This window comes from Bradyrhizobium sp. Leaf396, from assembly GCF_001424605.1.
GTDB lineage: Bacteria > Pseudomonadota > Alphaproteobacteria > Rhizobiales > Xanthobacteraceae > Bradyrhizobium > Bradyrhizobium japonicum_C.
This window is the reverse complement of the sequence record NZ_LMQJ01000065.1, coordinates 56,489-69,089: the sequence shown is the minus strand read 5'-3', so window position 1 is coordinate 69,089 and position 12,601 is coordinate 56,489. Positions and strand designations below refer to the sequence as shown.

Below are 12,601 nucleotides of genomic sequence, written 5' to 3'. Positions count from 1 at the left end.
TCCGGAAGGGCCTGCGGCAGAACAAAGGGTAAGGCCAGGATGCCGACGATCAACCAGCTGATCGCTCAACCGCGGGAAGTGCAGAAGTCGCGCAAGAAGGTGCCGGCGCTGCAGCAGTCGCCTCAGAAGCGTGGTGTTTGCACCCGCGTCTACACCACGACCCCGAAGAAGCCGAACTCGGCGCTTCGCAAGGTCGCCAAGGTGCGCCTGACGAACGGCTTCGAGGTGATCGGCTACATCCCCGGCGAAGGTCATAACCTCCAGGAGCACTCGGTGGTCATGATCCGCGGCGGCCGCGTCAAGGACTTGCCCGGCGTGCGCTACCACATCCTCCGCGGCGTTCTGGATACCCAGGGCGTCAAGAACCGTAAGCAGCGTCGTTCGAAGTACGGCGCCAAGCGTCCGAAGTAAGCGGGAACCAAGCCTATGTCTCGTCGCCACTCTGCGGAAAAGCGCGAAGTCCTCCCGGATCCCAAGTTCGGGAACATCATCGTCACCAAGTTCATGAACTCGGTGATGTACGCCGGCAAGAAGTCGGTTGCGGAAGGCATCGTCTATGGTGCGTTCGGCATCATCGAGGCCAAGACCAAGCAGAACCCGCTCGGCGTGTTCGAGCAGGCGCTCGAGAACGTCATGCCGACCATCGAGGTGCGCTCCCGCCGCGTCGGCGGCGCGACCTACCAGGTTCCGGTCGAAGTTCGCTCGACCCGCCGGCAGGCCTTGGGCATTCGCTGGCTGATCTCTGCCGCGCGCGAGCGCAACGAGAAGACGATGACGGAGCGCCTCTCGGCGGAGCTCCTGGACGCATCGAACAACCGCGGGAACGCCGTCAAGAAGCGTGAAGACGTGCACCGGATGGCGGAAGCCAACCGCGCCTTCTCGCACTATCGCTGGTAACGGCGACACACTCGGACTCGCAAGGAACGCCCCATGCCCCGCCAACATGCCATCGAGGACTACCGCAATTTCGGTATCATGGCGCATATCGACGCCGGCAAGACCACGACGACCGAGCGCATCCTCTATTACACCGGCAAGAGCCACAAGATCGGCGAAGTGCACGAGGGTGCCGCGACGATGGACTGGATGGAGCAGGAGCAGGAGCGTGGCATCACGATCACCTCGGCTGCGACCACCGCCTTCTGGAACGGCAAGCGCCTGAACATCATCGACACCCCCGGCCACGTCGACTTCACCATCGAAGTCGAGCGCAGCTTGCGCGTGCTCGACGGCGCCGTCTGCGTGCTCGACTCCAACCAAGGTGTCGAGCCCCAGACCGAGACCGTCTGGCGCCAGGGTGACAAGTACAAGGTTCCGCGCATCGTCTTCGCCAACAAGATGGACAAGATCGGTGCCGATTTCTTCAAGTGCCTGTCTGACATCGTCGACCGTCTGGGTGCCAAGCCCGTTGCGATCCAGCTTCCGATCGGCGCCGAGAACAACTTCAAGGGTCTCGTCGACCTCGTGAAGATGAAGGGCGTCGTCTGGAACGATGAAGCGCTCGGCGCGAAGTTCGACTATGTCGACATTCCGGAAGACCTCGTCGACCAGGCCAAGGAATACCGCGAGAAGATGGTGGAAGCCGCCGTCGAGCTCGATGACGACGCCATGGCCGCCTATCTCGACGGCAAGGAGCCGGACGAAGCGACCCTGAAGCGCCTGATCCGCAAGGCGGTGCTGACCGGCGCGTTCTATCCCGTGCTGTGCGGCTCGGCCTTCAAGAACAAGGGCGTGCAGCCGTTGCTTGATGCTGTCGTCGACTATCTGCCGTCGCCTCTCGACGTGCCCGCGATCAAGGGTACCGACGACAAGGGCAACGAGGTGGTGCGCAAGGCGGACGACAAGGAGCCCCTGGCGCTGCTCGCGTTCAAGATCATGGACGACCCCTTCGTCGGCACCATCACCTTCTGCCGCATCTATTCCGGTATCCTGCAGAGCGGCACCGGCGTCGTTAACTCGACCCGCGAGAAGAAGGAGCGGATCGGGCGCATGCTCTTGATGCATGCGAACAACCGCGAGGACATCAAGGAAGCCTATGCCGGCGACATCGTCGCGCTGGCCGGCCTGAAGGAAGCGCGCACCGGTGACACGCTGTGCGATCCCGACAAGCCGGTGATCCTGGAGAAGATGGAGTTCCCCGAGCCGGTCATCGAGATCGCGATCGAGCCGAAGTCCAAGGCCGACCAGGAGAAGCTGGGCGTGGCGCTGGCCAAGCTCGCCGCGGAGGATCCGTCCTTCCGCGTGTCGACCGACCACGAGTCCGGCCAGACCATTCTCAAGGGCATGGGCGAACTCCATCTCGACATCAAGGTCGACATTCTCAAGCGCACCTACAAGGTTGACGCCAACATCGGCGCGCCGCAGGTGGCGTTCCGTGAGCGCGTCACCAAGCGGGTCGAGCATAGCTACACCCACAAGAAGCAGACCGGCGGTACCGGCCAGTTCGCGGCCGTGTCGTTCATCGTCGAGCCGAACGAGCCCGGCAAGGGCTACGAGTTCGAGTCGAAGATCGTCGGCGGCGCGGTGCCGAAGGAGTACATCCCGGGCGTCGAGAAGGGCCTGGAGAGCGTACTGTCGTCCGGCGTGGTCGCGGGCTTCCCGGTGGTCGACGTCAAGGTGACGCTGGTCGACGGCAAGTATCACGACGTCGACTCGTCGGCGCTCGCCTTCGAAATCGCGTCGCGCGCCTGCTTCCGCGAAGCGCTGCAGATGGGCAAGTCCGTCCTGCTCGAGCCGATCATGAAGGTCGAAGTGGTGACCCCGGAAGACTACACCGGTTCGGTCATCGGCGACCTGAACTCCCGGCGCGGTCAGATCCAGGGCCAGGACATGCGCGGCAACGCCAACGTCATCAACGCGATGGTGCCGCTCATGAACATGTTCGGTTACGTGAACAACCTGCGCTCGATGAGCCAGGGTCGCGCGACCTTCACCATGCAGTTCGACCACTACGCAGAAGCGCCGGCCAACGTGTCGGCAGAAGTCCAGAAGAAGTTTGCCTGATTGTCGTCGGTCTCAAGCTGACGATTGAACGGAGAGTCAAATGGCCAAAGCAAAGTTTGAACGTACCAAGCCGCACTGCAACATCGGCACCATCGGTCACGTCGACCATGGCAAGACGTCGCTGACCGCGGCGATCACCAAAATCCTCGCCGAGACCGGCGGTGCGACGTTCACCGCGTACGATCAGATCGACAAGGCGCCGGAAGAGAAGGCGCGCGGCATCACCATCTCGACCGCGCACGTCGAGTATGAGACGCAGAACCGTCACTATGCCCACGTCGATTGCCCCGGCCACGCCGACTACGTGAAGAACATGATCACCGGCGCCGCGCAGATGGACGGTGCAATCCTGGTCGTGTCGGCCGCTGACGGCCCGATGCCGCAGACCCGTGAGCACATCCTGCTCGCCCGCCAGGTCGGCGTGCCCGCGCTCGTCGTGTTCCTCAACAAGTGCGACATGGTCGACGATCCGGAGCTGCTTGAGCTCGTCGAGCTCGAAGTTCGCGAACTGCTCTCGAAGTACGAGTTCCCCGGCGACAAGATCCCGATCATCAAGGGTTCGGCGCTCGCCGCTCTCGAAGACTCCGACAAGAAGCTGGGCCACGACGCCATTCTCGAGCTGATGCGCAATGTCGACGAGTACATCCCGCAGCCGGAGCGTCCGATCGACCAGCCGTTCCTGATGCCGGTCGAAGACGTTTTCTCGATCTCGGGCCGCGGTACCGTCGTGACCGGCCGTGTCGAGCGCGGCGTCGTCAAGGTCGGCGAGGAAATCGAGATCGTAGGTCTCCGCGCCACCCAGAAGACCACCGTCACCGGCGTCGAAATGTTCCGCAAGCTGCTCGATCAGGGCCAGGCCGGCGACAACATCGGTGCGCTGCTTCGCGGCACCAAGCGCGAGGACGTCGAGCGCGGCCAGGTTCTGGCCAAGCCCGGTTCGGTCAAGCCGCACACCAAGTTCAAGGCTGAGGCCTACATCCTCACCAAGGAAGAGGGCGGTCGCCACACCCCGTTCTTCACCAACTACCGTCCGCAGTTCTACTTCCGCACCACCGACGTGACTGGTGTCGTGCACCTGCCGGAAGGCACCGAGATGGTGATGCCGGGCGACAACATCGCGATGGAAGTGCACCTGATCGTGCCGATCGCGATGGAAGAGAAGCTGCGCTTCGCGATCCGCGAGGGCGGCCGCACCGTCGGCGCCGGCGTCGTCGCCTCGATCATCGAGTAATCACGCGAATAGGGAACGGTGAGTGGCGAATAGGGGATTCTGTTCGCTACTCGCTACTCGCCACCCACTGAGAAAGACACGGCAATGAACGGCCAAAACATTCGTATCCGTCTCAAGGCGTTCGACCATCGTATCCTCGATACGTCGACCCGCGAGATCGTGAACACGGCGAAGCGCACCGGCGCGCAGGTCCGCGGACCCATTCCGCTGCCCACCCGCATCGAGAAGTTCACCGTCAACCGTTCGCCCCACGTCGACAAGAAGAGCCGCGAACAGTTCGAGATGCGCACTCACAAGCGCCTGCTCGACATCGTCGATCCGACCCCGCAGACCGTCGACGCCTTGATGAAGCTCGACCTCGCTGCCGGCGTCGACGTCGAGATCAAGCTCTGAGCAAGACCCCGAGAGTGGGCGCCGGTTTCTGACCGGGTCTTGCTCACACCGAAGATTAGCTAGTCCGCAAGGACAGAAAGAACAGGAAGCAAGCCGATGCGCTCCGGAGTGATCGCACAAAAGGTCGGGATGACGCGGGTCTTCACGGAGGCCGGCGAACATATCCCCGTGACCGTGCTGAAGCTCGGCAATTGCCAGGTCGTAGGCCACCGCACCGAGGAGAAGAACGGTTACGTCGCGCTCCAGCTCGGATCTGGCAGCCGCAAGACCGTTTACATGCCGAAGGCTGAGCGCGGCCAGTTCGCGGTCGCCAAGGTCGAACCGAAGCGCCGGGTCGAGGAATTCCGGGTCAGCGCCGATGCGATGATCCCGGTCGGCGCCGAGATCCAGGCCGATCACTTCGTCGTCGGTCAGTTCGTCGACGTCACCGGCACCTCGGTCGGCAAAGGCTTCGCCGGCGGCATGAAGCGCTGGAACTTCGGCGGTCTGCGCGCCACGCACGGTGTGTCGATCTCGCACCGCTCCATCGGTTCGACCGGTGGCCGTCAGGACCCCGGCAAGACCTGGAAGAACAAGAAGATGCCCGGCCACATGGGCGTCGACCGCATCACCACGCTCAACCTTCGCGTCGTCCAGACCGATGTCGAGCGCGGCCTGATCCTCGTCGAGGGAGCCGTTCCCGGCTCCAAGGGCGGCTGGATCCGCGTGCGCGACGCCGTCAAGAAGCCGCTGCCGAAGGAAGCTCCGAAGCCCGGCAAGTTCAAGGTTGCTGGCGACGCGGAAGCCGCTCCGGCTGCGCAGGAGGCGTGAGATGGAATTGAAGGTTACCACCCTCGAAGGTAAGGAAGCGGGCTCGGTCCAGCTTTCCGACGCCATTTTCGGCCTCGAGCCGCGCGAGGACATCATCGCGCGCTGCGTGCAGTGGCAGCTGAACAAGCGGCAGGCCGGCACGCACAAGGCCAAGGGCCGCGCCGAGATCTGGCGCACGGGCAAGAAGATGTACAAGCAGAAGGGCACCGGCGGTGCTCGTCACGGCTCGGCCCGCGTGCCGCAGTTCCGTGGCGGCGGCCGTGCCTTCGGTCCGGTTGTGCGTTCGCACGCCACAGACCTGCCGAAGAAGGTCCGCGCCCTTGCGCTCAAGCACGCGCTCTCGGCCAAGGCCAAGGACGGCGATCTGGTCGTGATCGAGAAGGCCGCTCTCGATACCGCCAAGACCAAGGCGCTGCTCGGCCACTTCTCGGGCCTCGGGCTCACCAACGCGCTGATCATCGACGGTGCCGAGCTCAACAACGGTTTTGCCGCTGCCGCCCGGAACATCCCGAACATGGACGTGCTGCCGATCCAGGGCATCAACGTCTATGACATCCTGCGCCGTCAGAAGCTTGTTCTGACCAAGGCCGCCATCGATGCGCTGGAGGCGCGCTTCAAATGACGAAGAACATCGAGCCTCGCCACTACGACGTGATCCTGTCGCCGGTCGTTACCGAAAAGGCGACGATCGCCTCTGAGCACAACAAGGTGCTGTTCAAGGTGGCCGCGAAGGCGACCAAGCCGCAGATTAAGGAAGCGATCGAGAAGCTGTTCGACGTCAAGGTCAAGAGCGTCAACACGCTGGTCCGCAAAGGCAAGACGAAGGTCTTCCGCGGTAATCTCGGTTCGCAGTCGAACAGCAAGCGCGCGATCGTGACCCTCGAAGAGGGCCACCGGATCGACGTGACCACCGGTCTGTAAGGTCGTACGACGATGGCACTGAAGACATTCAATCCCACGACGCCGGGCCAGCGCCAGCTGGTCATGGTCGATCGTTCGGCCCTGTACAAGGGCAAGCCGGTCAAGGCACTCACTGAGGGCAAGAAGTCCTCGGGCGGCCGCAACAACACCGGTCGCATCACCGTGCGTTTCCGCGGTGGCGGTCACAAGCAGACGCTGCGTACCGTCGATTTCAAGCGCGAGAAGATCGACGTCCCCGCGACCGTCGAGCGGCTGGAGTACGATCCGAACCGAACCGGCTTCATCGCTCTGATCAAGTATCAGGACGGCGAGCAGGCCTATATCCTGGCGCCGCAGCGCCTGGCCGTGGGTGACACCATCATCGCCGGCAACTATGTCGACGTGAAGCCGGGCAACGTCATGCCGCTCGGCAACATGCCGGTCGGCACGATCATTCACAATATCGAGGTCAAGATCGGGAAGGGCGGCCAGCTCGCCCGTTCTGCCGGCACCTATGCCCAGCTCGTTGGCCGCGACCAGGACTACGTCATCATCCGCCTGAACTCGGGCGAGCAGCGCCTGGTGCACGGCCGCTGCCGCGGCACGATCGGCGCGGTGTCGAACCCGGATCATATGAACACCTCGATCGGCAAGGCCGGTCGCAAGCGTTGGATGGGCCGTCGCCCGCACAACCGCGGTGTTGCGATGAACCCGATCGACCATCCGCACGGCGGTGGTGAAGGTCGTACCTCGGGCGGCCGTCATCCGGTCACCCCATGGGGCAAGCCGACCAAGGGCAAGAAGACCCGCACCAACAAGTCGACCAACAAATTCATTCTCCTAAGCCGCCACAAGCGGAAGAAGTAAGGAACGCCGGACATGGTTCGTTCAGTCTGGAAAGGCCCGTTCGTCGAGGGTTCTCTGCTCAAGAAGGCAGATGCCGCGCGCGCGTCCGGCCGTCACGACGTCATCAAGATCTGGAGCCGTCGTTCGACGATCCTGCCGCAGTTCGTCGGCCTGACCTTCGGCGTCTACAACGGTCAGAAGCACGTGCCGGTGGCCGTGAACGAGGAAATGGTCGGTCACAAGTTCGGCGAGTTCTCGCCGACCCGGACCTTCCATGGCCACTCCGGCGACAAGAAAGCCAAGAAGGCTTGAGGATTAAACGATGAGCAAACCTAAGCGCGAACGGAGCCTCGCCGAGAACGAGGCCAAGGCGGTCGCCCGGATGCTGCGGGTGAGCCCGCAGAAGCTCAATCTGGTTGCCCAGCTCATTCGCGGCCGGAAGGCGTCTGCCGCGCTCGCCGACCTGCAGTTTTCGCGCAAGCGGATCGCGGTCGACGTGAAGAAGTGCCTGGAATCGGCGATCGCCAACGCCGAGAACAACCACGACCTCGACGTCGACGATCTGGTCGTGGCGCAGGCCTTCGTCGGCAACGGCCTCGTGATGAAGCGCTTCGCCGCCCGCGGTCGCGGCCGCTCGGGCCGTGTCTACAAACCGTTTTCGCAGCTGACGATCATTGTTCGTCAGGTCGAAGCTGAAGCCGCCGCTTAAGGGCGCAGGAGAACACGATGGGTCAGAAGATCAATCCGATCGGTCTGCGTCTCGGCATCAACCGGACCTGGGATTCCCGCTGGTTCGCCGGCAAGCAGGAATACGGCAAGCTGCTGCACGAGGACGTCAAGATCCGCGAGATCCTGCACAAGGAGCTCAAGCAGGCGGCCGTCGCCCGCATCGTGATCGAGCGTCCGCACAAGAAGTGCCGCGTCACCATCCACTCGGCCCGTCCGGGCGTGGTGATCGGCAAGAAGGGCGCCGACATCGACAAGCTGCGCAAGAAGGTCGCGGACATCACCTCGTCCGACGTCGTCATCAACATCGTCGAGATCCGCAAGCCGGAGCTCGATGCGACGCTGGTGGCCGAGTCGATCGCCCAACAGCTCGAGCGCCGCGTGGCGTTCCGCCGTGCCATGAAGCGCGCCGTGCAGTCGGCGATGCGTCTCGGCGCGGAAGGCATCCGCATCAACTGCTCGGGACGTCTCGGCGGTGCGGAAATCGCGCGCATGGAGTGGTACCGCGAAGGCCGCGTGCCGCTGCACACGCTGCGCGCGGACATCGATTACGGCGTGGCGACCGCCTTCACGACCTTCGGCACCTGCGGCGTCAAGGTCTGGATCTTCAAGGGCGAGATCCTCGAGCACGATCCGATGGCCCAGGACAAGAGAATGGCCGAAGGCGAGACCGGCGGCAGTGGCGATCGTGGTGGCCGTCAGCGCCGCGATACGGCCGCTGCCTAGAGCCAGACAGGAATTTGAGGGCTTAAAGCCATGATGCAACCTAAGAAAACGAAGTTCCGGAAGGCGCATAAGGGCCGCATCCACGGCGTTGCGTCTTCAGGCGCGACGTTGGCGTTCGGGCAGTTCGGCCTGAAGGCGACCGAGCCTGAGCGCGTCACCGCGCGCCAGATCGAAGCCGCCCGTCGCGCGCTGACCCGTCACATGAAGCGTGCCGGCCGCGTCTGGATCCGCGTGTTCCCCGACGTTCCGGTGTCGAAGAAGCCGGCCGAAGTCCGCATGGGCTCCGGCAAGGGTTCTCCGGAATTGTGGGTCGCGCGCGTCAAGCCGGGCCGGGTGCTGTTCGAGATCGACGGCGTCAACACCCAGACGGCGCGTGAGGCGCTGACCCTGGCGGCGGCCAAGCTGCCGATCAAGACGCGCTTCGTCGAGCGCATTGCGGAGTAATGGCCATGGCCCAGATGAAGATCGAAGACATCCGCGCGATGAGCCCCGACCAGCAGGATGACGCCATCCTGAACCTGAAGAAGGAGCGCTTCAACCTGCGCTTCCAGCGCGCCACCGGGCAGCTCGAGAACACCTCGCGCCTGCGCGAGGCTCGCCGTGACATCGCTCGGATCAAGACCGTCGCCGCGCAGACGCGCGCCAAGAAGAAGTAAGAGGCTTACGAAGATGCCGAAACGTACTTTGCAGGGCGTGGTCGTCAGCGACAAGCAGGCCAAGACCATCGTGGTGCGGGTCGATCGCCGCTTCACGCACCCGATCTACAAGAAGACGATCCGCCGCTCCAAGAACTACCACGCGCACGACGAGAGCAACCAGTTCAAGCCGGGCGACATGGTGTGGATCGAGGAAACGAAGCCGATTTCGAAGTTGAAGCGCTGGGTCGTGATCCGGGGCGAACACAAGAAAAGCGCCTGATCTGTTGGCTCTAGCCGACTGACTTCAGGGAAATGTTGAGCGCCGGCTGGGCTGGCGCAAATAGAAAGAGGACGAGGTGCATCAATGATTCAGATGCAGACCAACCTCGACGTGGCCGACAATTCTGGCGCACGCCGTGTCATGTGTATCAAGGTGCTCGGGGGCTCCAAGCGCCGCTACGCCACGATCGGCGACATCATCGTCGTCTCGATCAAGGAAGCTATCCCGCGTGGCAAGGTGAAGAAGGGCGACGTGATGAAGGCCGTCGTGGTGCGCGTCCGCAAGGACATCCGCCGCGCCGATGGCTCGGTCATCCGGTTCGACCGCAACGCTGCCGTCCTGATCAACAATCAGTCCGAGCCGGTCGGTACCCGTATCTTCGGGCCCGTGCCGCGCGAGCTGCGCGCCAAGAACCACATGAAGATCATCTCGCTCGCGCCGGAGGTGCTGTGATGGCTGCGAAGATCCGCAAGGGCGACAAGGTCGTCGTGCTGACCGGTCGCGACAAGGGGCGCACCGGCGAAGTGTTCGAGGTTCGCCCCGACGCCGGCACGGCGCTGGTGCGCGGCATCAACATGGTCAAGCGTCACCAGAAGCAGACGCAGGCCCAGGAGGGCGGCATCATCTCGAAAGAGGCGCCGATCCAACTGTCCAACATCGCGTATGTCGGCAAGGACGGAAAGCCGACCCGCATCGGATTCAAGATTCTGGCGGACGGAAAGAAGGTCCGCATCGCCAAGAGCTCGGGAGCTGAGATCGATGGCTGAGGCCGCTTACACGCCGCGCCTGCGCGCGGAATACGATGCGAATATCCGCACCGCTCTGACCGAGAAGTTCGGTTATGAGAACGTCATGCAGGTTCCGCGTCTGGACAAGGTCGTCCTGAACATGGGCGTTGGCGATTCCGTCAACGACCGCAAGAAGGCCGAGACCGCCGCAGCCGAATTGACCCAGATCGCCGGCCAGAAGGCGATCGTGACCTATTCGCGTATCGCGATCGCGACCTTCAAGCTCCGTGAGAACCAGCCGATCGGCTGCAAGGTCACGCTGCGCAAGGCTCGCATGTACGAGTTCATCGATCGCCTGGTGAACGTCGCGCTGCCGCGCGTTCGCGACTTCCGCGGCCTGAACCCGAAGAGCTTCGACGGGCGCGGCAACTACTCGCTCGGCATCAAGGAGCACATCATTTTCCCCGAGATCGACTTCGACAAGGTCACGGAAGCCCGTGGTATGGACATCACCGTCTGCACCACGGCCAAGACCGACGAAGAGGCGAGGGCCTTGTTGACCGCTTTCAATTTCCCGTTCCGGCAGTGAGACGCTGATTTAAAGCCTCTCAAACGCGGATACCCAGGAGCCAAGCATGGCAAAGAAGAGTTCAGTCGAGAAGAACAACCGGCGCAAGCGGATGGTGAAGAACGCCGCCGCCAAGCGCGAGCGGTTGAAGGCGATCATCGCCGACAAGACGCTGCCGATGGAGGAGCGGTTCGCCGCGACCCTAAAGCTGGCGGAAATGCCGCGCAATTCGTCGGCGACCCGCATCCGTCTGCGCTGCGAGCTGTCGGGGCGCCCGCGCTCGAACTACCGCAAGAACAAGCTGTCCCGTATCGCGCTGCGCGACCTTGGCTCCAAGGGCATGGTCCCGGGCCTCGTGAAGTCCAGCTGGTAAGGAGGGTCGTTTAGATGTCTACGCACGATCCAATCAGCGATCTGATCACCCGTATCCGCAACGCGCAGATGCGTTCGAAGACCAAGGTCTCCACCCCCGGCTCGAAGATGCGCGAGAACGTGCTCGAGGTCCTGAAGGCCGAGGGCTACATCCGCGGCTACGCCACGCTCGAGCATTCCTCCGGCCGCAGCGAGATCGAGATCGAGTTGAAGTATTTCGACGGCGAGCCCGTCATCCGCGAGATTGAGCGTGTTTCCAAGCCTGGGCGCAGAGTCTACGCCTCGGTGAAGAACCTGCCGCGGGTGAACAACGGACTCGGCATTTCGGTGTTGTCGACACCGAAGGGGATCATGGCCGACCACAGCGCGCGCGACGCGAATGTGGGCGGCGAAGTCCTCTTCACGGTGTTCTGAGAAGGATTTTCGATCCATGTCACGTGTTGGCAAAAAGCCTGTGGCGGTGCCGTCGGGCGTTACCGCGACCGTCGACGGCCAGACCGTCAAGATGAAGGGGCCGAAGGGCCAGCTTCAGTTCATCGTCCACGACGACGTCGAGGTGAAGCTCGAGAACGGCCAGGTCAAGGTCAAGCCGCGGACCGAGACCAACCGCGCGCGGGCGCTGTACGGCACCGCTCGCGCCCAGGTCGCGAATCTGGTCGAAGGCGTCACCAAGGGCTTCGAGAAGAAGCTCGAGATCACCGGCGTCGGCTACCGCGCCGCGATGCAGGGCAAGAACCTGCAGCTCGCGCTCGGCTACAGCCATGACGTGATCTATCCAATCCCCGAGGGGATCACGATCACCGTGCCGAAGCCGACCGAGATCACGGTCGCCGGCAGCGACGTCCAGCGCGTCGGCCAGGTCGCCGCCGAGATACGCGCCTACCGTCCGCCGGAGCCCTACAAGGGCAAGGGCGTGAAGTATGTGGGCGAATTCATCTTCCGCAAGGAAGGCAAGAAGAAGTAACGGAGCCGGTCATGTCGAAAGCCAAGGTTACGAATGCCCGGCGCAAGCGGAGTGTGCGGCTGAAGCTGCGCCGTTCCGCCGGCGGCCGTCCGCGCCTGTCGGTGTTCCGCTCGTCAAAGCACATCTACGCCCAGGTCATCGACGACCTGAAGGGCGAGACGCTGGCCTCTGCCTCCTCGCTCGAGAAGTCGATGCGCGATGGCGGCAAGACCGGCGCCGACATCGATGCGGCGAAGGCGGTCGGCAAGTTGCTGGCCGAGCGCGCCGCCGAGAAGGGCGTCAAGGAAGTCGTGTTCGATCGCGGCAGCTATCTCTATCACGGGCGCGTCAAGGCTCTGGCCGACGCGGCGCGTGAGAGTGGGCTGAGCTTCTAACGGAATTTGAGGATTGGGGCGTAAGCCTCTGAAGGATTGGAA

Annotated in this window: 22 protein-coding genes; all 22 read left to right on the top strand. The window is 63.3% G+C overall.

The features are described from left to right. Positions 1-39: 39 nt before the first annotated feature. The 22 genes from rpsL to rplR all read left to right on the top strand — a co-directional run bounded on the left by rpsL (position 40) and on the right by rplR (position 12,559). Positions 40-411 (top strand): 30S ribosomal protein S12, encoded by a 372-nt coding sequence (rpsL, locus tag ASG57_RS33230; RefSeq protein ID WP_007603006.1) that lies wholly within the window; start codon positions 40-42, stop codon positions 409-411. 15 nt (positions 412-426) lie between these two features. Beyond that, positions 427-897, top strand: a complete 471-nt coding sequence (rpsG, locus tag ASG57_RS33225) for a 30S ribosomal protein S7 (protein ID WP_024342445.1) — start codon at positions 427-429, stop codon at positions 895-897. Positions 898-930: 33 nt separating this feature from the next. Then, the gene (gene fusA / locus ASG57_RS33220; RefSeq protein ID WP_024342446.1) at positions 931-3,003 is read left to right on the top strand and encodes an elongation factor G; all 2,073 of its coding nucleotides are present in this window, start codon (positions 931-933) and stop codon (positions 3,001-3,003) included. Between the two features lie 40 nt (positions 3,004-3,043). Next, entirely contained in the window at positions 3,044-4,234 is a 1,191-nt protein-coding gene (tuf, locus tag ASG57_RS33215) for an elongation factor Tu (protein WP_024342447.1), read from the top strand. Positions 4,235-4,318: 84 nt separating this feature from the next. After that, positions 4,319-4,627 carry a 30S ribosomal protein S10 gene (gene rpsJ, locus ASG57_RS33210; protein ID WP_002712302.1) on the top strand — a complete coding sequence of 103 codons (309 nt, stop codon included), beginning with the start codon at positions 4,319-4,321 and terminating at the stop codon, positions 4,625-4,627. 96 nt (positions 4,628-4,723) lie between these two features. Continuing rightward, the gene (gene rplC / locus ASG57_RS33205; RefSeq protein WP_024342448.1) at positions 4,724-5,437 is read left to right on the top strand and encodes a 50S ribosomal protein L3; all 714 of its coding nucleotides are present in this window, start codon (positions 4,724-4,726) and stop codon (positions 5,435-5,437) included. Between the two features lies 1 nt (position 5,438). Further along, entirely contained in the window at positions 5,439-6,059 is a 621-nt protein-coding gene (gene rplD, locus ASG57_RS33200; protein ID WP_024342449.1) for a 50S ribosomal protein L4, read from the top strand. Further along, on the top strand, positions 6,056-6,358 hold the full coding sequence (locus tag ASG57_RS33195) for a 50S ribosomal protein L23 (RefSeq protein WP_008136362.1): 303 nt from the start codon (positions 6,056-6,058) through the stop codon (positions 6,356-6,358). Before rplD ends, ASG57_RS33195 begins: the two co-directional genes overlap by 4 nt. A gap of 12 nt (positions 6,359-6,370) precedes the next feature. Beyond that, positions 6,371-7,204 carry a 50S ribosomal protein L2 gene (gene rplB, locus ASG57_RS33190; RefSeq protein WP_024342450.1) on the top strand — a complete coding sequence of 278 codons (834 nt, stop codon included), beginning with the start codon at positions 6,371-6,373 and terminating at the stop codon, positions 7,202-7,204. Positions 7,205-7,216: 12 nt separating this feature from the next. Beyond that, positions 7,217-7,495 (top strand): 30S ribosomal protein S19, encoded by a 279-nt coding sequence (gene rpsS / locus ASG57_RS33185; protein WP_008136357.1) that lies wholly within the window; start codon positions 7,217-7,219, stop codon positions 7,493-7,495. Between the two features lie 10 nt (positions 7,496-7,505). Next, positions 7,506-7,892 carry a 50S ribosomal protein L22 gene (rplV, locus tag ASG57_RS33180; protein ID WP_024342451.1) on the top strand — a complete coding sequence of 129 codons (387 nt, stop codon included), beginning with the start codon at positions 7,506-7,508 and terminating at the stop codon, positions 7,890-7,892. 17 nt (positions 7,893-7,909) lie between these two features. Continuing rightward, entirely contained in the window at positions 7,910-8,635 is a 726-nt protein-coding gene (gene rpsC / locus ASG57_RS33175; protein ID WP_014494500.1) for a 30S ribosomal protein S3, read from the top strand. A 30-nt stretch (positions 8,636-8,665) separates the two neighbouring features. Next, the gene (rplP, locus tag ASG57_RS33170) at positions 8,666-9,079 is read left to right on the top strand and encodes a 50S ribosomal protein L16 (RefSeq protein WP_008136349.1); all 414 of its coding nucleotides are present in this window, start codon (positions 8,666-8,668) and stop codon (positions 9,077-9,079) included. A 5-nt stretch (positions 9,080-9,084) separates the two neighbouring features. Further along, positions 9,085-9,291: a 50S ribosomal protein L29 gene (gene rpmC, locus ASG57_RS33165; RefSeq protein ID WP_011088144.1), complete on the top strand. Its 207-nt coding sequence runs from the start codon at positions 9,085-9,087 to the stop codon at positions 9,289-9,291. A 13-nt stretch (positions 9,292-9,304) separates the two neighbouring features. After that, on the top strand, positions 9,305-9,553 hold the full coding sequence (gene rpsQ, locus ASG57_RS33160; RefSeq protein ID WP_024342452.1) for a 30S ribosomal protein S17: 249 nt from the start codon (positions 9,305-9,307) through the stop codon (positions 9,551-9,553). Between the two features lie 84 nt (positions 9,554-9,637). Beyond that, on the top strand, positions 9,638-10,006 hold the full coding sequence (gene rplN, locus ASG57_RS33155; protein ID WP_007603030.1) for a 50S ribosomal protein L14: 369 nt from the start codon (positions 9,638-9,640) through the stop codon (positions 10,004-10,006). Next, the gene (gene rplX, locus ASG57_RS33150; RefSeq protein ID WP_024342453.1) at positions 10,006-10,320 is read left to right on the top strand and encodes a 50S ribosomal protein L24; all 315 of its coding nucleotides are present in this window, start codon (positions 10,006-10,008) and stop codon (positions 10,318-10,320) included. The genes rplN and rplX overlap by 1 nt, the downstream gene beginning before the upstream one ends. Next, entirely contained in the window at positions 10,313-10,870 is a 558-nt protein-coding gene (gene rplE, locus ASG57_RS33145) for a 50S ribosomal protein L5 (protein ID WP_024342454.1), read from the top strand. Before rplX ends, rplE begins: the two co-directional genes overlap by 8 nt. Positions 10,871-10,916: 46 nt before the next feature. Continuing rightward, positions 10,917-11,222, top strand: coding sequence for a 30S ribosomal protein S14 (gene rpsN, locus ASG57_RS33140; protein WP_024342455.1), 306 nt, complete (start codon positions 10,917-10,919; stop codon positions 11,220-11,222). A gap of 14 nt (positions 11,223-11,236) precedes the next feature. Continuing rightward, positions 11,237-11,635, top strand: a complete 399-nt coding sequence (gene rpsH, locus ASG57_RS33135; RefSeq protein ID WP_024342456.1) for a 30S ribosomal protein S8 — start codon at positions 11,237-11,239, stop codon at positions 11,633-11,635. 16 nt (positions 11,636-11,651) lie between these two features. Continuing rightward, the gene (gene rplF / locus ASG57_RS33130) at positions 11,652-12,185 is read left to right on the top strand and encodes a 50S ribosomal protein L6 (RefSeq protein WP_024342457.1); all 534 of its coding nucleotides are present in this window, start codon (positions 11,652-11,654) and stop codon (positions 12,183-12,185) included. A gap of 11 nt (positions 12,186-12,196) precedes the next feature. Next, complete coding sequence (rplR, locus tag ASG57_RS33125) at positions 12,197-12,559, top strand: 50S ribosomal protein L18 (protein ID WP_024342458.1); 363 nt, start codon at positions 12,197-12,199, stop codon at positions 12,557-12,559. The last annotated feature ends 42 nt before the right edge of the window (positions 12,560-12,601 follow it).

Coding starts and splice junctions, on each gene's coding strand:
- rpsL (WP_007603006.1), top strand. CDS start 40: ATGCCGACGATCAACCAGCTGATCGCTCAACCGCGGGAAGTGCAGAAG.
- rpsG (WP_024342445.1), top strand. CDS start 427: ATGTCTCGTCGCCACTCTGCGGAAAAGCGCGAAGTCCTCCCGGATCCC.
- fusA (WP_024342446.1), top strand. CDS start 931: ATGCCCCGCCAACATGCCATCGAGGACTACCGCAATTTCGGTATCATG.
- tuf (WP_024342447.1), top strand. CDS start 3,044: ATGGCCAAAGCAAAGTTTGAACGTACCAAGCCGCACTGCAACATCGGC.
- rpsJ (WP_002712302.1), top strand. CDS start 4,319: ATGAACGGCCAAAACATTCGTATCCGTCTCAAGGCGTTCGACCATCGT.
- rplC (WP_024342448.1), top strand. CDS start 4,724: ATGCGCTCCGGAGTGATCGCACAAAAGGTCGGGATGACGCGGGTCTTC.
- rplD (WP_024342449.1), top strand. CDS start 5,439: ATGGAATTGAAGGTTACCACCCTCGAAGGTAAGGAAGCGGGCTCGGTC.
- ASG57_RS33195 (WP_008136362.1), top strand. CDS start 6,056: ATGACGAAGAACATCGAGCCTCGCCACTACGACGTGATCCTGTCGCCG.
- rplB (WP_024342450.1), top strand. CDS start 6,371: ATGGCACTGAAGACATTCAATCCCACGACGCCGGGCCAGCGCCAGCTG.
- rpsS (WP_008136357.1), top strand. CDS start 7,217: ATGGTTCGTTCAGTCTGGAAAGGCCCGTTCGTCGAGGGTTCTCTGCTC.
- rplV (WP_024342451.1), top strand. CDS start 7,506: ATGAGCAAACCTAAGCGCGAACGGAGCCTCGCCGAGAACGAGGCCAAG.
- rpsC (WP_014494500.1), top strand. CDS start 7,910: ATGGGTCAGAAGATCAATCCGATCGGTCTGCGTCTCGGCATCAACCGG.
- rplP (WP_008136349.1), top strand. CDS start 8,666: ATGATGCAACCTAAGAAAACGAAGTTCCGGAAGGCGCATAAGGGCCGC.
- rpmC (WP_011088144.1), top strand. CDS start 9,085: ATGGCCCAGATGAAGATCGAAGACATCCGCGCGATGAGCCCCGACCAG.
- rpsQ (WP_024342452.1), top strand. CDS start 9,305: ATGCCGAAACGTACTTTGCAGGGCGTGGTCGTCAGCGACAAGCAGGCC.
- rplN (WP_007603030.1), top strand. CDS start 9,638: ATGATTCAGATGCAGACCAACCTCGACGTGGCCGACAATTCTGGCGCA.
- rplX (WP_024342453.1), top strand. CDS start 10,006: ATGGCTGCGAAGATCCGCAAGGGCGACAAGGTCGTCGTGCTGACCGGT.
- rplE (WP_024342454.1), top strand. CDS start 10,313: ATGGCTGAGGCCGCTTACACGCCGCGCCTGCGCGCGGAATACGATGCG.
- rpsN (WP_024342455.1), top strand. CDS start 10,917: ATGGCAAAGAAGAGTTCAGTCGAGAAGAACAACCGGCGCAAGCGGATG.
- rpsH (WP_024342456.1), top strand. CDS start 11,237: ATGTCTACGCACGATCCAATCAGCGATCTGATCACCCGTATCCGCAAC.
- rplF (WP_024342457.1), top strand. CDS start 11,652: ATGTCACGTGTTGGCAAAAAGCCTGTGGCGGTGCCGTCGGGCGTTACC.
- rplR (WP_024342458.1), top strand. CDS start 12,197: ATGTCGAAAGCCAAGGTTACGAATGCCCGGCGCAAGCGGAGTGTGCGG.